This window comes from Chthonomonas sp., assembly GCA_016788425.1.
Taxonomy (GTDB): Bacteria; Armatimonadota; Fimbriimonadia; order Fimbriimonadales; family Fimbriimonadaceae; genus JAEURQ01.
The window spans coordinates 1016745-1033657 of the sequence record JAEURQ010000002.1; the positions used below are offsets into that span (position 1 = coordinate 1016745).

19 protein-coding genes are annotated in these 16913 nt (G+C 60.2%); 1 reads left to right on the forward strand and 18 read right to left on the reverse strand.

The genetic code is table 11. The annotated features are described in order from the left end of the window. From JNJ45_06895 to gcvPB, 6 genes are read right to left on the reverse strand one after another with little or no spacing between them, the layout of a single operon-like run. On the reverse strand, positions 1-885 hold the full coding sequence (locus JNJ45_06895; protein MBL8048393.1) for a hypothetical protein: 885 nt from the start codon (positions 883-885) through the stop codon (positions 1-3). Beyond that, positions 885-1778: a hypothetical protein gene (locus JNJ45_06900; protein MBL8048394.1), complete on the reverse strand. Its 894-nt coding sequence runs from the start codon at positions 1776-1778 to the stop codon at positions 885-887. Before JNJ45_06900 ends, JNJ45_06895 begins: the two co-directional genes overlap by 1 nt. Position 1779: 1 nt before the next feature. Then, complete coding sequence (locus JNJ45_06905; GenBank protein MBL8048395.1) at positions 1780-2001, reverse strand: hypothetical protein; 222 nt, start codon at positions 1999-2001, stop codon at positions 1780-1782. 30 nt (positions 2002-2031) lie between these two features. Then, complete coding sequence (locus tag JNJ45_06910) at positions 2032-2559, reverse strand: DinB family protein (GenBank protein ID MBL8048396.1); 528 nt, start codon at positions 2557-2559, stop codon at positions 2032-2034. A 6-nt stretch (positions 2560-2565) separates the two neighbouring features. Beyond that, positions 2566-3282, reverse strand: a complete 717-nt coding sequence (locus JNJ45_06915; protein MBL8048397.1) for a biotin--[acetyl-CoA-carboxylase] ligase — start codon at positions 3280-3282, stop codon at positions 2566-2568. After that, entirely contained in the window at positions 3279-4763 is a 1485-nt protein-coding gene (gcvPB, locus tag JNJ45_06920; GenBank protein MBL8048398.1) for an aminomethyl-transferring glycine dehydrogenase subunit GcvPB, read from the reverse strand. The genes JNJ45_06915 and gcvPB overlap by 4 nt, the downstream gene beginning before the upstream one ends. 50 nt (positions 4764-4813) lie before the next feature. Here gcvPB and JNJ45_06925 point away from each other — a divergent pair, with 50 nt between their 5' ends. Further along, on the forward strand, positions 4814-6985 hold the full coding sequence (locus JNJ45_06925) for an enoyl-CoA hydratase/isomerase family protein (protein ID MBL8048399.1): 2172 nt from the start codon (positions 4814-4816) through the stop codon (positions 6983-6985). Here JNJ45_06925 and JNJ45_06930 read toward each other — a convergent pair. Genes JNJ45_06930 through glmU form a run of 12 tightly spaced genes read right to left on the reverse strand, consistent with a single transcriptional unit; the run spans position 6982 to position 16900 of the window. After that, positions 6982-7392 (reverse strand): J domain-containing protein, encoded by a 411-nt coding sequence (locus tag JNJ45_06930; GenBank protein ID MBL8048400.1) that lies wholly within the window; start codon positions 7390-7392, stop codon positions 6982-6984. The two genes, JNJ45_06925 and JNJ45_06930, sit on opposite strands and share 4 nt — an antisense overlap. Before the next feature lie 21 nt (positions 7393-7413). Further along, positions 7414-8283, reverse strand: coding sequence for a hypothetical protein (locus JNJ45_06935; protein ID MBL8048401.1), 870 nt, complete (start codon positions 8281-8283; stop codon positions 7414-7416). Next, the gene (locus JNJ45_06940) at positions 8280-9533 is read right to left on the reverse strand and encodes a histidine--tRNA ligase (GenBank protein MBL8048402.1); all 1254 of its coding nucleotides are present in this window, start codon (positions 9531-9533) and stop codon (positions 8280-8282) included. The genes JNJ45_06935 and JNJ45_06940 overlap by 4 nt, the downstream gene beginning before the upstream one ends. A gap of 11 nt (positions 9534-9544) precedes the next feature. Further along, entirely contained in the window at positions 9545-10285 is a 741-nt protein-coding gene (gene recO, locus JNJ45_06945) for a DNA repair protein RecO (GenBank protein ID MBL8048403.1), read from the reverse strand. After that, the gene (locus JNJ45_06950; GenBank protein ID MBL8048404.1) at positions 10285-11025 is read right to left on the reverse strand and encodes a hypothetical protein; all 741 of its coding nucleotides are present in this window, start codon (positions 11023-11025) and stop codon (positions 10285-10287) included. Before JNJ45_06950 ends, recO begins: the two co-directional genes overlap by 1 nt. A 1-nt stretch (position 11026) precedes the next feature. Further along, positions 11027-11986, reverse strand: a complete 960-nt coding sequence (locus JNJ45_06955; protein MBL8048405.1) for a hypothetical protein — start codon at positions 11984-11986, stop codon at positions 11027-11029. Beyond that, positions 11986-12891 (reverse strand): hypothetical protein, encoded by a 906-nt coding sequence (locus tag JNJ45_06960; protein MBL8048406.1) that lies wholly within the window; start codon positions 12889-12891, stop codon positions 11986-11988. The genes JNJ45_06955 and JNJ45_06960 overlap by 1 nt, the downstream gene beginning before the upstream one ends. Positions 12892-12902: 11 nt before the next feature. Then, positions 12903-13823: a hypothetical protein gene (locus JNJ45_06965; GenBank protein MBL8048407.1), complete on the reverse strand. Its 921-nt coding sequence runs from the start codon at positions 13821-13823 to the stop codon at positions 12903-12905. Further along, positions 13823-14044 carry a hypothetical protein gene (locus JNJ45_06970; protein ID MBL8048408.1) on the reverse strand — a complete coding sequence of 74 codons (222 nt, stop codon included), beginning with the start codon at positions 14042-14044 and terminating at the stop codon, positions 13823-13825. Before JNJ45_06970 ends, JNJ45_06965 begins: the two co-directional genes overlap by 1 nt. A gap of 7 nt (positions 14045-14051) precedes the next feature. After that, positions 14052-14543, reverse strand: a complete 492-nt coding sequence (locus tag JNJ45_06975; GenBank protein ID MBL8048409.1) for a hypothetical protein — start codon at positions 14541-14543, stop codon at positions 14052-14054. A 3-nt stretch (positions 14544-14546) separates the two neighbouring features. After that, positions 14547-15506 (reverse strand): ribose-phosphate pyrophosphokinase, encoded by a 960-nt coding sequence (locus tag JNJ45_06980; GenBank protein ID MBL8048410.1) that lies wholly within the window; start codon positions 15504-15506, stop codon positions 14547-14549. A 2-nt stretch (positions 15507-15508) separates the two neighbouring features. Beyond that, positions 15509-16900 (reverse strand): bifunctional UDP-N-acetylglucosamine diphosphorylase/glucosamine-1-phosphate N-acetyltransferase GlmU, encoded by a 1392-nt coding sequence (gene glmU / locus JNJ45_06985; GenBank protein MBL8048411.1) that lies wholly within the window; start codon positions 16898-16900, stop codon positions 15509-15511. Positions 16901-16913 lie beyond the last annotated feature (13 nt).

Consider the following 16913-nt stretch of genomic DNA (forward strand, 5'->3'; position numbering starts at 1 on the left):
TCACTTCGGCGCGATCGTAGTGAAGGGGATCGTGCCGTCGCCGACGACGCTGGGGGCGCCGCCCCCGGCCTTCCACTTCGCAATCGCCTTGCGGCGGATATCAATCCGCTTCAGGGCGATTGCTTTGTCGCCTTGCTCGCTCATCAGGCGGCTGATTTCGGCTTGCTTCTTTGCGTTGGTCTCCACTGTGAGAGCGTCAATCTTGGCGCGTTCCAGTTCGTTACGGGCGGTATCCAGTTGGGTTCGCACCGCGATGGACTCGCTCACCTTCTCGCGCACCTCGGCGCTCGGATATACCTCGCCGATGAACACGTCGTCAATGGTGATGCCGTAGTCGGCGAGAATCGGGGCCAATACTGCCTTGACATCCGGGCCAAACTGGGCGCGTTCTTTGGTCGTCAGGTCGAAAATCGAGCGAGCGCCCGACACCACGTTGATGGCGTAGGTAGCCGCCGATCGGATGAAGTGATCATCCAGTTCGGACAGTTCGGCGGTCCCGAAGTTTTCGAAGGCCTTCACCACGTTGGCGGGGTCAATATGAAACGCCACGGTGACATCCACGGGCAGAGTCGCGCCTTCAAAGGTGCTTGCCGGTATCGCGTCATCTCCCTCCGCGGCGCCTTCGTTGGCGCGGCGGACGTAGCTCGCGTTCTTGATGCTTGTTGGATAGATGATCAGCTGCTCCCAGGGCAGCACAATCTTCACCTCGGGCTTGAGCAACTTCTCGCTGATTCCCGATGACCCGTTAAACTTGATCCCCACCGTGCCGGGCGGAATCTGCTTGACACAACCCTTGAAGCTCCCCATCACGATGATGGCGATGACCACAAACACGATGCCCAGGCCCAGCTTTTTCACCGCGGCGGGCGACATTTGCTCACTCATTACTTCCCTCCTTGCAGCGAACTAAGCGCATCCGCGCCAAGCACGATCGTCTGGCCGGGCTTGCTTTGAATCCGCGGCAGTTTGCCGTTCCAGGCGTCAATCGCCTCTTCCTGTAGCTCAAGCTCCATCAGCTGGAGGCTCTTATCTTTGGTTTGCGACGCCGTGAGCGTCCGCGCCTTGACGTCGGACTGGGCGCGAACCACGCCGCTTTGGCGACTCACCTCGGCGATCTGCGAAAGCAATCGCGAAATGGTGAGCTGCGTGAGCGAGTTGACGCGGGTCGTAATCTTCTGAGTGATGTCCGCCTGTGACGTCGCGGTCATCAGCATGGTGCGTTCAATGGTCACGCCCTTGCGACCAAGGTTCGCCACCAGCCGCTCGTTGATGCGCTCGCTCGCTTCTTGGCGTTTATCCCCGAGCAACTGAAAGACGTCGTACTGCGTGCCGACGGCATTGGCCGCCTCGCGAACCGCACGGCGAATGTGCTGTGACTGCACGTCTTCAATGGGAATTGCCCCAAACGACTTGAACGCGGTGAACACATTTTCCTTGCGAATTCGGTAGTAGACCGCCACATCAAACGTGGTGGTCGCCTGGTCACTGGTCGTAATTTGAATGCCGTCCGAGGCACTCACCTCGCCCCACTGCGGCGTGCTGGAATAGATCGCCGCCTGTAAGCGGGTGGGATACACGTAGAGCGTTTGGAACCAGTTGACGAAGACTCGCCGCGGGGTGTAGACCTTGTCTTGCAAGCCGCCCGAGGCGTTGTAGATCACGCCGACGTAGCCGGCGGGGATCCATTGAAAACGGCTCCAGATGATGCTAAAGGCGATCAGGATGCCAAGGGGAATGACGATGCAACCAAGCTTCAGCTTGCGTTCGGAGGAACCCATTTCAATCATGTTTATCTTCTACTTCGGCGCGAGCTTCCTCTTCAAAGCGTCGGCGAATCTCCTCTTCTTCCTGCTCCATTTTGGCGAGGCGCGCGCGGCGCTCATCGTTTTCTTTGGCTTTGCGCATCGCCATTCGAAAGGCAGGAACTCCGAAAATAACCAAGGCGAGGACGGCGGAAGCCATCACGACAAAAGTTAGAACACCCACGATGCTTGAGATCATAGATCAACAACCAATACGCAGTCGCCGGGCCTAGGTTGCGGGAGTTGCCTTGGGCGGCATATCGGCATAAGTAAAGCGTTCGATGTGATAGTGGTGATGCGCGGCCATGAGGTCCAAGGCGTGGTCCGCCGACATCTTGCCGAGCGGCTTGGCGATAACCCAAATCTCGGCGGGCTTGGCTACCTCCAGGTGCTTGGTCAGGCGCTCGCGCTGCTTGTCCCACTCCTTGATCGCTTCATCCACACCCGGCACCCACTTCGGGGTGGTCTGCTTCGGCGCGGGCGAGGCCTTTGCCTCCTTCATGCGTTTGAGCACAAAGTTGTAGATGAACCCAGGCTTGGCGACGCTGCCCTCGTAACGACCGATCGGTGTTTCATCAAGAATGTCCGCGTAGTTCGATTCGAGGAGCGCCATGTGCATGAGCATCTCCACCGGCGAAAAGCTGCCGTCTTTCGGGTGAAGCACCCGTTGCGAGTCGGGCACGGCCCACACCATGTCAATGAGCCGCTGCTTTTGCGCGTTGAGGCGATCGAGTTTCTGCGCGAAACGGTCGTACATCAATCGCTAGGACGATGCCGGACCGAAAATCGCGTCAGCCGCCAGCACAGTTTGTGTTTCGCCCTCGACAGAGCAAATCAGTTCGCCCTCGGGGCCAATGCCCATGCCGATGGCATCGCCGCCGTTGGCGAGGCGATACTGCTTTTGCGGCGTGGCGTCGAAGAGGCTCCACACCGGTCGCAGCGACGACCAAGCGTCAGGCTCAGGCAGGCCTTCGATGCGGTCAATCAGGTCCTTGGCGAGTTGCTCTACGTCGTCGGCACTCACTGCACCCTGATGCACGTTGGCCGCGCTCTCCGTGAGGCCATCCGGAAACTCGGCGACGGCAAAATTGATGCCGACCCCGACCACCGGAATCAGCCTTCCGTCCGGGTTGGTGACAAGCTCGGTGAGGATGCCGCCCACCTTCTTGCCTTGCAGCACCAGGTCGTTCGGCCAGGCAATTTTGCAGTGGCACGCCGAGGCCGCCGCCAAGCCGACCGCCATGCCGATAAGCCACGGTTTGGGATGATCCGCGTATTCGTGAAACGCCAGCGAAATCGTCAGCGAGTTGCCCGCCTCGCTGTACCACTCACGCCCGAATCGGCCCTTGCCTTCGGTTTGATGCTTGGCCCAGAGCGCGCCCACGAACTCGCCCTTCTGAACCAAGGCGGCAAGGTCGCGCTGAGTGGAGGCCGTGGCCTCTACGGCCTGCCAGGTGGCCCCCGAAAGCGGCGACTTCATTTGCTAACCAGTTGCTTGGCGCGCCATCGCACGTCAAGGTTCTTGACGGCGGCGGCCTCGTCCACGCGGCCCACAATCTGCGCCGTCGGCGCGGCCTTCAGCAGCTCGGGATTCGTCTTCGCCTCTTCGCAAATCGCTATGAGCGCGTCGCAGAACGCATCCAGGGTTTCCATGGCTTCGGTCTCGGTCGGCTCAATCATAAAGCCCTCCGGCACGATCAGCGGGAAGTAGTTGGTCGGCGGATGGAAACCGTAGTCAATCAGTCGCTTGCTCAGATCGAGCGCGCGCACGCCATATTCCTTCTTGTATTTCTCGGCGGTGAGCACGCACTCGTGCATGCACGGGCGGTCGTGCGCTTGCGGCAGCACGTCTTTCAGGCGTGCCTGAACGTAGTTCGCGTTGAGCACCGAGTAGTACGAAATTCGGTGCATGTTTTCGCGGCCATACGCCAGCAAGTAGGTGAGCGCGCGCACTTCCATAAGGAACTGGCCAAAAAACGGCGAAACGCGACCAATCGAGTGGGGCCGGGCCCAGTCCAATGTGGCTTCGCCGTTCGCTTTGCGCTCGACAACCGGCACCGGCATGTACGCGGCCAGGTGCGACTTCAGACCGATGGCTCCGCAGCCGGGGCCGCCGCCGCCGTGCGGCGTACTGAACGTCTTGTGCAGGTTGAGGTGCATGCAATCGAACCCGTGATCGCCCGGGCGCGTGGTGCCGACCATGGCGTTCATGTTCGCGCCGTCGCAGAACACTTGTCCGCCGACCTCGTGCACCATCGCCGTAATCTGCAAAATGTTCGGTTCAAACAAGCCCAGCGTCGAGGGGTTGGTCACCATGAACGCGGCAACCTCGGGGCTGAGCGCCGCGCGCAGAGCTTCCAAGTCGGTGTTCCCTTCGGCGTTGGTCGGCACGGATCGCACCTCGTAGCCACACATGGCGGCGGAGGCGGGATTCGTCCCGTGAGCGCTGTCGGGAACCAAAACTATGCGCCGCTGCGCGCCTTCGCCTCGACTCTCGTGGTACGCCTTAATGAGCATCAGGCACGTGAACTCGCCGTGAGCCCCGGCGAGCGGTTGCAGAGTGATCTCGTCGAAGCCGGTCACCTGCATGAGAATTTCTTGCACCTCGCGAAGCACCGTAATGGCGCCGGGCACCGTGCTCGCCGGCTGCATCGGGTGAATCGCGGCGAAGCCGGGGAGGCTGGCCGTTCGCTCGTTGATACGCGGGTTGTACTTCATAGTGCACGAACCCAGCGGATAGAACCCGTTGTCGATGCCGTAGTTGATATGGCTAAGGTTCGTAAAGTGTCGAACGACTTCGAGTTCGCTCACTTCGGGCAGGTTCAACTCCTTGCGAGTGGCGCCGAGAGTGGCCTCCAAATCAACCGCGGGCGTGTCGCATTTCGGAAGGTTGCAACCGACGCGTCCGGCGCGGGATCGTTCGAAAATAAGCTTGGGCTGGGGAACGAGCTTTTGCGGCATTGCTTGTACCCAAAATGTACCTTGTTTGCGCTTTCGGTATCCTTACGCCTATGAGTTTTCCCGCCTCCACCAAGGTGTGTGTGATCGGTGCTGGCACCATGGGCAGCGGCATCGCCGCCCTGCTGGCCAACCTTGGCTTTCAGGTGACCCTGCTGGACCAAACGGCAGCCTCGGCGAAGGCCGGTTTAGATCGCGCGCGCAACATGCGTCCGCCGCACTTCTACTCGGCGAATCACGCCGAAAGCATTCGCGTCGGCGGCATTGACGAGAATCTCGATTGGGTCCGCGAAGCCGACTGGGTGTGCGAGGCGATTATTGAAAAGCTGGACGCCAAGAAGAACCTCTACGCGTTGATTGAGCCGCTCGTCCGGCCCGAAGCTCTGGTCTCCACCAACACCAGCGGTCTGCAAATTGAACTGCTGATTGAGGGCCGCAGCGACGACTTCTGCCGCAAGTTTGTGGGTACCCACTTCTTCAATCCGCCGCGCTATCTTAAGCTCCTGGAACTCATCCCCACTTCGCGCACGGACACCGCGATCCTGCAGAATTACGTCGAGTTTTTGGAGGAGCATGTGGCTCGCCGCGTGGTGCTCGCCAAAGACACACCCGGATTTATCGCCAACCGCTACGGTATGTGGAGCATGTTCCACGCGACCCACATCGCCGAGAAGTTGCAGCTTCCGATTGAGGCCGTAGACGCGATCACCGGGCCGTTCCTGGGACGTCCGCGAAGCGGCTCGTTCCGCCTCAACGACCTGGTCGGCATGGACATCATGGTGGATATCGCCGCGAATCTGCGCGAGCGTTGCCCCCAAGACCCTCGGACCGACGCGCTGGCCACGCCAAAGTCCATTGAGTTCTTACTGAGCCAGGGCCACCTTGGCGCGAAGTCCGGCATGGGCTTTTATCGCAAGGAAGGCAAAGAGCTTCTGGCGCTCGACCTGACCACCCACGCCTATCGACAGCAACTGCCAGTGAGTATTCCAAGCCTCGAAAAATTTGCCAAGATGCCGCTCGGCGAGCGCATCCGCGCGACCCTGACCGAACGCGACGAGGCGGCCGAGTTCCTGCGCCTCTACTTGATCCCGACCTTGCGCTACGCCGAAGAACTGCGCGCCGAGATCAGCCACTCGGTGGAAGATTTTGACCGCGTGATGATGTGGGGATTCGGTTGGGAAATGGGTCCGTTTGCCCTCATCGACGCGATTGGCCGCGACGCCCTCGGTTGGTCGGAAGCGCCGCCCAACTTCCAAGGCAAGGAGCAGCTCGACTTCACCGGCATCTACGTCAACCGCAAAGTCGAACCGCAGTTTGCGACAATCCACGAGTTTCCCGTGACCGAAACCGGCGAAGGCTTCAATGTGCGGGACCTCGGCGACGGCGTTCGGGCGATCACCACGACCACCAAGATGGGGACTTACAACCCCGCGGTGTGTCGAGCGCTCACCGCCTGGCTCAACGGAACTACCGGGCCGCTCGTGCTCACCAGCGAGGCGAAGCACTTCTCGCTCGGATTCGATTTGCGCGTCTTTAGCGAGGCGATGGCCGCCAAGGACATGGATATGGTCAACGACGGGCTGCTCGCTCTGCAGGGCCTCGCCGACACGCTGAGCAAGAAGCAGGTGGTCGCCGCGATTTTTGGTTACACATTGGGCGGAGGACTTGAAATGGCCATGGGCTGCCCGCAGGTGATCGCTCACTCGGAAAGCATGATCGGCCTGCCCGAAGTGCGGGTCGGCCTTCTGCCCGGCGGCGCCGGCACCTGCGAGCTTCGACGCCGCGCGGGGAGCAATCTCAAGCTCATCGCTCACTACGCGAAGTCCGCGATGTCGGGTGCGGTGACGACGAACGCCTTTGAAGGCTTTGGTCTCGGCTACCTTCGCGCGAGCGACGTGATCGCTCCGCACTCCGACCGCTTGCTCCACGACGCCAAGCAACTTGCGTTGAACCTGCAAGTGCAGGAACCAGCGAAGTGGGAAATGCCCGAAGGGCCGCTCGTGGGCGTGGTTGATCGCGTGATTGACGAACTGAAAACCGGCAGCGACTGGGCGCCCTACGACGAGCACGTGTGCGAGGCGATCAAGTGGACGATGACCAAGCCCGGCACCTGGACCGAGGCGGTTGCCCGCGAGCGCGAGGAATTCGTCAAGCTTTGCCAGCACGGCAACACCGTGCTGCGCGTGCAGCACATGCTCGACGTCGGCAAGCCGCTGCGCAACTAGTCGATTTCGAGGTTGTTGAACCGCTTTTCGACCGCCGGTACTTCGGCCGAGAGGATTCGATAGGCGGTTTCGATGCGGGCGTGGAGTTCTTCCGAGAGGCGACGTTCCTCGGTGCCGACCACAAATTTGGCGGGGTCGCTGCGCTTGCTCAGCCGCTCATACGCGCGGCGCACATCCGTGAACGGCGCGCCTTCCGGGACGCCCAAAATCTTGCGCGCGATCTCCTGCTGATTGATCGGCTCGGCGCTCGGTGCCTGAGTTGTCGGCGCGGCATCCACCCCGCCGGGACTGAGCGAGGCGTTGAGTTCCTCGCGAGCGGCCGCGTCCGAATCGAGGTCGCGAATGCGATCCATGTGATGGTTGACGTAACCTCGAAGTAAGTCGTAAGCGCGGCGCGAACTGCCCATAGAAGCTCTATTTTAGACGCCTTACAGCCGGACTCGCGTTCCGATGCTCAAGTCGCGCCATTCGCCGCCCTGAAAACGCAAGTAACCCAGCAGACTGAGGTTCTTGCTGAGCGGGACTTCGGTCTCCAATCGGTAGAAATCTCGCCGCGAGCGCCAATCGCGAGCCCAACCCGCCACCATTTGACGGTTCACGGTGCGGATGAACACGACTCGCAGGTCGCTCAGGTCCAGCGGCGGTGCGCCGGCCTTGCCCCGGCGAAACGCGGCGACTTCACCCTCCACGCGAGCGATGCCCCAAGGGATCGCGCCGTCCAGGGCAATCGCCGCGCGATACCCTTGGCCAGGCATGGCGACTTCCAAAGTCCGGAGCGCGGCAAAATTGGTCGACGAGCGGAAGAGCCGCTCGCCGTAAGCCGCGCTAATCCCGAGGCGATCCGTCCCCGCGCGACCGGCGATCCCGCGCGCGTTGCGCGGGCCATTATCAAACGCGGCGATGACCATCGGGAATCTCCGACCCGCCGGATCGGCCTCAACGCGCACCCCCTGGATGCTTTCCTGCACCAACGAATCTCCGCCGAACACCATTTTTTGGCGACCGACCCGCCACAGACCGGGGTCTTCAATGTAGAGGTCCTCCAGAACCTCGCGATCGGGATTGCCGCGCACGGTCTGCAGGCGCTGCGTAACCAGCACGTAGTAGCCCGGCTCCAGGTTGATGCCAAAGCCCACGGTGCTCATTTTGCCGCGCGGATCGAACCAGCGCACGCGGTTTTGGCTGCCCTTGGTGCTCGTGTAGTTGAGGTTTAGGTCCACCCGAAACGCGACGTTGGGGTCCTGCGCCAGGCACATGCCCGCGATCAGCGCTCCCCCCAGGATAGCGGCAACCTTCATTCCTTCTTGAACGTTGCCGGGAGTTCCGCGGGATCAACCAAGCTTTGGTCGCCCGACACGAGGTCGCGCAGGGAGACCTTCCCCGCCGCCAACTCGTCGGTGCCGATAACCACGGCGAATCGCGCACCCAGCCGGTCGGCCTCTTTGAACTGGTTCTTCAGGTTCGCCCGGTCGAGGCTCCACTGGCAGCCGATGCTTTGCCCGCGCAAGGTGCGCACCAGGCTTTCGACGGCTTCCCACACCTCGGGTGTGGCCGCGACCACGTAGGCGGTCGGACGACCGGGTTCGCGGGCGATGCCCATGCCTTCAAGCACGATGCCGAGGCGCTCGACCCCGATACCCACCCCGACGCTCGGTGTGGCCGGGCCGCCGAGTTCCTGAATCAGGCCATCGTAGCGTCCGCCTCCGCAGAGCGCGCCCTGCGCGCCAAGGTGCTCGCTGTGAACCTCGAACACCGTGTCGGTGTAATAGTCGAGCCCGCGCACGACCTCGGGCGCTAGACGATACTTCACTCCGGCGCGATCAAGCGCCGCTCTGACCCCGTCAAAGTGCGCGCGGCTGTCGTCCTCCAAGTAGTCCAGAATCTGGGGCGCGCTTTTCAAAAGTTCCAGCGCGACCGGCTCCTTGGTATCAATGAGCCGCAGTGGATTCTTAGTGACCTTCGCGCGGTCTTCGTCGCTAATGGTTTCGATGTAGCCCGCCATGTGCTCCAGCAGCACGTCGCGAAACGCGGCGCGCGTCGCCGAGCGTCCGATCGAGTTGAGCAACACCACCGTGTCCTTGATCCCGACCGCTTCGTAGAAGCGGCAGGTCAGCTCGATGATTTCGGCATCAGCCGCCGGCCCCTTCGCCCCGATCAGTTCCAAGCCAAACTGGTGCGGCTGGCGGAAGCGCCCCTTCTGTGGGCGCTCATACCGAAAAAATGGGGTGAGGTACCACAGTTTGGTCACCTGATTCGGCTGGCCCAGGCGGTGCTGCAAGTAAGCGCGAATCACCGGCGCGGTGCCCTCGGGCTTCAGCGTGAGCGAGCGGCCCTTCCGGTCGAGGAAGGTGTACATCTCCTTGGTCACCACCTCGCTGGTATCGCCGCTGCTGCGCTCGAAAAGCTCGGTCGCTTCGAAAATCGGGGTGCGGATTTCTTGGTATCCGTAAGCATGAGCAAGCGCGCCAAACGTCTGCTCCAGCCATTGCCACAGGGCAATTTCAGCCGGAAGAATGTCGTGCGTGCCGCGAATGTTTTGGTAACTCATGCTTCCTTGCCTTAGGATACTAGGTTCAAGGACTGCAGGACAGCGACCGTGGCGGGCAGCGGCTTGTGCGCGTACTCCACCCAAAAGTCGTACACGAGGCGGATGGATTCGGCGAGGAACTTCATCTTCGCGGGCGGACGCTCGAGGGGTGTAAGGGCGGCGAGCCCGAGCAATACTTCGGCCCGCACCTGAAATCGGTCGGGCGCGTCGCGGTGCGCACCCGCAGAAAGATATCCGCCGACCATCGGCGAGACCCACGCCGGGTTTTCAGCGACGGCCACGCCGGTCTCAACGCAGCGGTTCCAACTCGGCTGGCGTCCTTCGTGATCCATCAGTTGCAGCGCCGACCAAAGGAAGCACGTGCCCGGGTTCTCGTGCAGGCTAAGGTACGTCAGGCTCAGCTTGAACAGGTCAAAGAGTTCCGCTGCGCCTTGTTCGCTCACGGCGATCGCTTCGACGATTTCGGCCAGGGCAAGCCCAAACGTCAGGCGTTCGTAGTCGGTGCGCAGTTCGCGGAAGGATTGCAACGGTACCGCCTGGGTGACGTAGGCACGCCGCGGGCCACTCGAAAGATGAAGATTCGCCTCGCAGAGGGGTTCGCTGATGCCGGCCAGCCGCGAGCCGCTCTTGCGCGAGCCGCGGGCGATTGCCTCCAATTTGCCCTGCTCTCGGCAAAGCAGGGTGAGTCGGCGGTCCGACTCACCCTGATCCCGCCGCCGCAACACGATGGCGTGAACGCTTTGCTCGGCCACTATTCCATCTTAAAAACGGTTCGCTTGAAGAACTCGATGAAGATGTAGAAGAGGCGGTCAATGACGAGCGTAAAGCGCATCAGAACCGTGCTGCCGAAGATCGCGCCAAGGCCGACCATCAGGATGTAGCGACCCAGTTTGTTGGTGCTCGCAATGAACTTGTTCTTCAAGTCGAAACTAAAGAAGAAGTAGCTGAGAACCGTGATGAAGGTGATGACCAACGCCAGGTTCGTCAAGGCTTCGCTCGGATAGACCTCCGCCCCGATTCGCGTGATGTCCGCGTTGCTCAGACCTGCGGTTCCCGGAACCGTAAACCGCGTCATGTTGGTCGGATAGATCGGCTGCATCGTGTTCAACAGCTGCGGAATCCAACCGTTGTTGAACACCTGAATCTGCTGACCCGCCCAAAGGCCGATGATGATGAGGATCGGAATCCGGCTCATCCACGCGTTCTTCTTGCTGAACGCCATGTAGCCCATCATCGCGATCGGCAGCAGGGCGGCGTACATCCAAAACGCGGGCTGAGTATCAGCCGCCGTTTCGCCAACGCGCCCAAAGGCTTGGTCGTACCAGTCAGTGCGAACTGTTTCCTTCCAGTAGCTGATGATCGCGAAGCCGCTCGCCAGACCCAGGAAGATGTGCTCGACCAATCGGTAGAACTTGTTTTCCCGGTAGAGAACCGAGTAGAGGCCGATGGTAACCAGGACCCCAGTGACAATTTTCAGTGTGCCGTAGTCCATGTTATTTGCCTCCGTTCCGCTTACTCATCAGGAGTCCAACGTTGCCGATGATCACGAGGATGATCAGCAAGGCTAAAGCAAAGTGCAGGGCCGGATAGTAGGCCATCGCCCGATCCATGTTTTTCTTACCCGGGAAGCCTTCGATGTACTTGCCGGCGTACTTGGGATTGTTCGTCTTGACCGCTTCCTTGGGAGCGGACGCCAAACTTTCGTGAGCGAGGCCGCGCTCCATCATGCCTTCGATGTCGTACACGCCCTTAATCCCGCCGCTCAGGCCAGTGAGCTGCCCGGATTTGTGATACGGGAGAGCTTCGGGAGACATAACCCCCGTGAGCATCGCGACGATGGGGATTTTGCCGGCGAGTCGGTCGGTGACGATCTGCCACGAACCGGTGCCGGTGACGATGACCAATGCGCTGAAGTCACTGAGTTTCTTGACGTTCTGCAAGACCGGTGAATCTTTGGCGAACCCGGGCGAGCCATCCGTCTTAAACGAACGGTTGGCGGCGAGGGCCTTACCCATGTCTTGCTCAAACGCCTTGACGGTCGCTTCAAGACCGGGCTTTACGCCGAGGTCCACGTAATCGTCCCAGCGCCTGTACTCCTTGCCACCCGCGTCGAGGTTTTCTTTCGACAATCGAGCGATGGTGGTGCGAGCAACGGCGATGTTAATCGGGTCCACCGAGTAAAAGGCGAACTTGATCTCTTGCCGCATGAGCATGCGCATCAGAGCTTCGAATTGGCCACCCGATTCGCCGCGTGTGCTCAGCGACCAGTCGGTTTCGATGAGGACCGGTTTATCCTTCGAGAGTTCGCGGAGCGTGGCAAACGCGTCAATCGAACTCGCCTCGGGCTCATTGGGAATCTTGCAGCTGAGGAAGAGCGGGAGTCCCGCAAACAGAATGAGTAGCACGTACAGTGTGTGCGAGCTCAAACCTTGGAGCTTTCGTCCGATATCCATTAGTTACCCGTCCCCTTTTCGAGTCCCAGCCAGAGTCGCAGGCCCATGGCCAACGCCCCGACGGCAATCCCGAAGTTAATCGCCCGTAGGCTTCCCGATTGAATCGTCCCGCGAATCCAGGCCGCGATTTCGCTAAGCTTCAAGTTGTTCAACAAGTGAGAGGATTCGCCTCCGGTCCACCTCTCGACCATGCTCGTCGAAAGTTGCGCGACGGCCCCCATGTTGGCGAGAATCAGGATCAGCGCGGTGGCGAGCAGCACGGTTGATTCCACGCTGCGAATGCGGAACGCCCGATAGGCGGCGCTCAGAATGAAGAAGGCGATGATGGAGAACATCGTCGCGTCCATCTGCTGGAACATGCCATCGAACAGGAAGTCGAACCCGTAGACTGAAAGCCAATTGAACCCACTCAGCTTGGCCCAGTTATCCATGAGCTCAAGGTCGGGATTCAGTTCACGAAGGTGGTAGTCCCACACGCCGAACGTCAGCATGAGCAGGAACGAAACCAGCAGAACAACACTGAACGACCAGTTCTCCTGCTTCCTTCGAACCCGCGTCACGTGCAGCCTCACCAGGCTAAACGTACCAAGCCCAATGAGGAAGGCGGTGAGAACGTTGCTGAACCGGCCGACGTGGGTTGCCCCGTCATCGAGCCAGAACTTGACGGCTTCCATGGTGTTGCGCGGAAGTTCGCCGGGATCGCGCCCGATCGGATCGGGGAGCAGGTATTGGAAAATATAGTAGCTACCGCAAACAAAGGGGATAACCCACAGAATGTACTTGCGGAACTGCGTCGGCAGGAAGTAGCACAGCGCAAAGAATGCGAGGCCGATAAACAAGCCGAGCAGCGTCTTGCCATTGAATCCGGGCGCGGCTTGCCAGAACGTCAAGTCCTGGGCTTGCATCAAGAATTGGTTCACTTCGTGGCCTCCGCCGTTTCCTTCTGTCGCGGATTACGCTCCTTCCACACCTCAACTTCTTCCGGAGTCATGGCGTCGGGTGAAAGGTACTTCGTCATCGTAAAATCAGCTTTGCCGTTGTTAATCCATTGGGGCTGTTCACCGTTCGGGCCAGGATCACTTGGCTTTTTCTCACGCACTTCCCACGAAGTAAGCAGGCTGCCCGCGATCACCAGTAAGGCGCTGGCGATCTTCGCCCAGTCTTGACCCACGAGTGAACCGACCAAGATCGGCTCACGCGACAGGTAGGCGCTGGCGGCGTAGTATTCGTCGCCGATGAGAACGTAGTCGCACGAGGCGATGAAGAACGGGGTTTGCGTGGTCGAGGTCGTGCCCGCCACCTGGATCGCGCCCATGGCGTTGGCCGATTCGGCGAAGATAAGCGATTCGGCAAAGAACTCGCCGAGCAGGAACGCGGCGGCGACCTTTTCGCGGCGAATGAGGCCGCTTACGCCCGCGGCAAATGCAAACTGCTGGTTCGAAAGGAACTGCACGTAGTCGTTTTGGTAACGATCCATCGCGCCTTCCCGCATGTACACGTCGCGGATGACTTCCTGCGCCACGGTAAAGACCGCCGGCTCACCGCAACAAACGCGGATGGGCGTGGCGAACTTGATACAGATGCCGGTGACGTATTGAAAGACGTTGAGCGCCTGCACGGCGATGGCGTTGAGGCCACCAAGACCAGGCACCATCAGAACCGGGCGCCCCATTTCGGTGGCCCGCCCGACGGCGTCATCAATTGCGTTGAGGCCGGCGATGCGGCGAATAAATAGGTTCCCTCCGGACCGTTTCGCCCGCCATATGTTCAAGAGAATGAACAGACAGAAGGTGATCGTGATCAGATATGGCACCCAACCATAACCTTGATATTGCATTAGGCGGATTGCTCCTTGTTGTCGGGTTGTAGGCGCGACTCTTCAAGCGCGTTGATGAGCCGTTCCCAATTCTCCCTTTTGGAGAGAAGACGAGTGTAGTCGTCAAAAGCATCAAAACCCAAAAATGGGATGAGCATTGGCGATACCGTGACGGCCAGCGTCGCGCCGACATTCGCGAGCGGCTTGTGCATTTCGAGGGCGAAGATAGCGGGAGTCTCCATACGGTACTTATGCACCCTCGCCGCGATCTTCTCGATCAGTTGATCGATCTGCTCCGGCGTCAGCTCCTCCTTCCAAAGTTCCTTCATCCTTCCTCCAAAGTCCCGCAATTTTAGCCAAAACTTCCTCGCGGTTGCTTGAGAATCTTAACCTAACTCCGCGGAAGCGGTCAAGCTTTGATTGCTTAGAAAACGGAGATAAGAGCACATTTGTGCCCTCATCTTCCACACGTTGCACCAAATCCCAGGTGATTTCACTGGCAATGAAGCCACATTTCGCCTGCGCGGATTTTTCGTCGAGGCGAAACTTAAGCGGAAAAAACAGTTCGAGCGAGCTTCCGAGAATGGCGAGCAACCCGAACAAACCGGCGATGAGGTTGTGCGTGAGCAGAAATCCGAGCACCCCGACGATCACCGCCACCGACCCAACAATCACCCGATTGATAGGCTTGGCCTGCGGCAGCATGACCTGCCATTCCAAGGGTGCCGACTCGCCGCTCATGCGCTATCTCCAGTTTTCGAAGATGCCGCTGACCGATTCGTTGTTATGAATACGGCGGATGGCCTCGCCCACCAGCGGCGCGCAATGCAGCACATGCAGCTTGGGGAATCGCTTTTCGCTGGCGATGGGAATCGTGTCCGTGACGACAACCTTTGAAATCACGCTGTCTTGCAGGCGCTGGCTGGCGTTGCCGCTGAGCACCGGGTGGCTTGCGCAAACGATAATCTCGGTCGCGCCGCGCTTCATCAGCTGTTCAGCACCCATCACGACGCTTCCGCCGGTGTCAATCATGTCGTCAATGACCACGCACTTTTTGCCCGCGACATCACCGATGATTTCGATGATGTCCACCTTGTTGGGTTCGGGACGACGTTTGGCGATGATGGCCAGCGGGGCCTTGAGGCGCTCAGCCAGGCTTCGAGCGCGACTCACGCCACCCACGTCCGGGCTCACGACCACAACATCTTCTTCGGGGCTGATGGTCTCCTCAAAGTGGCGAGCCAAAATCGGGCCGGCGTAAAGGTGATCCACCGGGATGTCAAAGAAACCTTGAATCTGTTCGGCGTGAAGGTCCACACAGACAATGCGGTTAGCCCCCGCCACCGTAAGCAGGTCGGCGATCAGTCGAGCGGTAATCGGTTCGCGCGGCTTGACCTTTTTATCTTGGCGGGCATATCCAAAGTAAGGCATCACCACGGTGATGCGCTGGGCGCTGGCGCGGCGGAAGGCATCCAGCAAGATCAGCAGTTCCATGATGCTGTCGTTGGCGGGCGCGCAAGTCGGCTGAATCACGAAAACGTCGTTCCCGCGGGCGCTCTCATCAATCATCAGACGGATTTCGCCGTCGCTAAACTTGGTTGACGTCGCCGATCCCAGGTGAATGCCCAGATAATCCGCGACGCGCTCGCCGAGTTCGCGGTGCGCGTTGCCGCAGAATAGCCGAAGCCGATTATCCAAGTTCATGCTTAAGGAGTCCCCTTCCGTTGCTTGTAGCGTGCTGCCCATTGTGGTTTTTCTTCCGTTCTCGCTCGTCCGATTCCGAGCGAATCCGCTTCAATATCCTTGGTGATTGTGCTGCCCGCGGCAATGTATGCGCCGTCACCAATGGTTAAGGGTGCAACCAACGTGGAGTTGGTCCCGACGAAGGTATTCGCGCCGATGGTGGTTCGGTGCTTGGCATAGCCGTCGTAGTTGCACGTGATCGTCCCGGCCCCGATGTTTGTGCCGTCGCCAACGGTGGCGTCGCCCAAATAAGCCAGGTGCCCGGCGGCGACTTTGTCGCCAAGCTGAGCGTTTTTCAGTTCCACAAAATTTCCGATCTTGCAGCCGCGGCCCACGGTGCTTCCGGGCCGGATGTGCGCGTAGGGGCCGACTTTGACTCCGTCGGCGACCTTGGAGGCTTGCACCTGGCTTTGGCGCACCCAGCACTCGCGCCCAATTTCGGCGTCAATGATGACGCTCATGGGGCCAATGATGGAGCCCGCGCCGATGCGGGTCTTCCCCCGAAGTGTGGTCATCGGCTCGATCAGGCAATCGGGCTCCAATTCCACGTCGGGCTCAATGAAGGTGGTGGCGGGATCCACGATGGTCACGCCGTTCATGGCGTGCTCGCGCAGTAGGCGTCGGCGCAGAATTTCGCCGGCCTCGGCGAGTTCCCAGCGGTTGTTGACGCCCTTGAAGATGCTCTCGTCGGGGAACTCGACAATGCCGACTCGGTCGCCATCTTCCACCATAAACCGCAGCACGTCGGTGAGGAGATACTCCTCCTGAGCGTTGTTCTTGTCCAGCCGAGGCAGAATCGCGCGGAGCCGCGCCGCATCAAAACAATAGACCGCCGAGTTCACCTCGCCGATCTTGCGTTCTTCTTCGTTGCAGTCCTTGGCCTCGACAATCTTGGCGAAGTCGCCGCTCGCGTTGCGGACAATGCGGCCATAGTTGCCCGCATCGGGCACGGTGAAGGTCGCGACCACGGCGGCAAACCCGCCCTGGTTGAACAGTTCTAGCACCTGCGCCAAACCCTCGCGATTAAGCAGCGGCGTGTCGCCGGGCGTCAGCAGGACCGGACCTTCGAAATCCGGCAGGGATCGCATCGCCATTTTCGCCGCGTGCCCCGTGCCTTCTTGGGTCTCCTGCATCTCGAACAGGTAGTTCGGATCGGTGAGTGAGGCTTGCAATTGGCTCGCGCCATGACCCACCACGAGCACCGGAGTTTCCACGCCGAGCGCCTTCATCGCGCGGCCGATATGCTCAACCATGGCCAGTCCGCAAACCGGGTGGGCGCACTTGGGCAACTCAGATTTCATCCGGGTTCCCTTCCCGGCGGCGAGTATCACCCCAGCGACGCGTCTTTGAGCCATAAACGAAACGTTA

What these genes read in the sequence shown, in the direction of transcription:
- JNJ45_06895 (MBL8048393.1), bottom strand. Translation starts at nt 885, where the DNA reads ATGAGTGAGCAAATGTCGCCCGCCGCGGTGAAAAAGCTGGGCCTGGGC.
- JNJ45_06900 (MBL8048394.1), bottom strand. Translation starts at nt 1,778, where the DNA reads ATGGGTTCCTCCGAACGCAAGCTGAAGCTTGGTTGCATCGTCATTCCC.
- JNJ45_06905 (MBL8048395.1), bottom strand. Translation starts at nt 2,001, where the DNA reads ATGATCTCAAGCATCGTGGGTGTTCTAACTTTTGTCGTGATGGCTTCC.
- JNJ45_06910 (MBL8048396.1), bottom strand. Translation starts at nt 2,559, where the DNA reads ATGTACGACCGTTTCGCGCAGAAACTCGATCGCCTCAACGCGCAAAAG.
- JNJ45_06915 (MBL8048397.1), bottom strand. Translation starts at nt 3,282, where the DNA reads ATGAAGTCGCCGCTTTCGGGGGCCACCTGGCAGGCCGTAGAGGCCACG.
- gcvPB (MBL8048398.1), bottom strand. Translation starts at nt 4,763, where the DNA reads ATGCCGCAAAAGCTCGTTCCCCAGCCCAAGCTTATTTTCGAACGATCC.
- JNJ45_06925 (MBL8048399.1), top strand. Translation starts at nt 4,814, where the DNA reads ATGAGTTTTCCCGCCTCCACCAAGGTGTGTGTGATCGGTGCTGGCACC.
- JNJ45_06930 (MBL8048400.1), bottom strand. Translation starts at nt 7,392, where the DNA reads ATGGGCAGTTCGCGCCGCGCTTACGACTTACTTCGAGGTTACGTCAAC.
- JNJ45_06935 (MBL8048401.1), bottom strand. Translation starts at nt 8,283, where the DNA reads ATGAAGGTTGCCGCTATCCTGGGGGGAGCGCTGATCGCGGGCATGTGC.
- JNJ45_06940 (MBL8048402.1), bottom strand. Translation starts at nt 9,533, where the DNA reads ATGAGTTACCAAAACATTCGCGGCACGCACGACATTCTTCCGGCTGAA.
- JNJ45_06950 (MBL8048404.1), bottom strand. Translation starts at nt 11,025, where the DNA reads ATGGACTACGGCACACTGAAAATTGTCACTGGGGTCCTGGTTACCATC.
- JNJ45_06955 (MBL8048405.1), bottom strand. Translation starts at nt 11,986, where the DNA reads ATGGATATCGGACGAAAGCTCCAAGGTTTGAGCTCGCACACACTGTAC.
- JNJ45_06960 (MBL8048406.1), bottom strand. Translation starts at nt 12,891, where the DNA reads ATGCAAGCCCAGGACTTGACGTTCTGGCAAGCCGCGCCCGGATTCAAT.
- JNJ45_06965 (MBL8048407.1), bottom strand. Translation starts at nt 13,823, where the DNA reads ATGCAATATCAAGGTTATGGTTGGGTGCCATATCTGATCACGATCACC.
- JNJ45_06970 (MBL8048408.1), bottom strand. Translation starts at nt 14,044, where the DNA reads ATGGAGACTCCCGCTATCTTCGCCCTCGAAATGCACAAGCCGCTCGCG.
- JNJ45_06975 (MBL8048409.1), bottom strand. Translation starts at nt 14,543, where the DNA reads ATGAGCGGCGAGTCGGCACCCTTGGAATGGCAGGTCATGCTGCCGCAG.
- JNJ45_06980 (MBL8048410.1), bottom strand. Translation starts at nt 15,506, where the DNA reads ATGAACTTGGATAATCGGCTTCGGCTATTCTGCGGCAACGCGCACCGC.
- glmU (MBL8048411.1), bottom strand. Translation starts at nt 16,900, where the DNA reads ATGGCTCAAAGACGCGTCGCTGGGGTGATACTCGCCGCCGGGAAGGGA.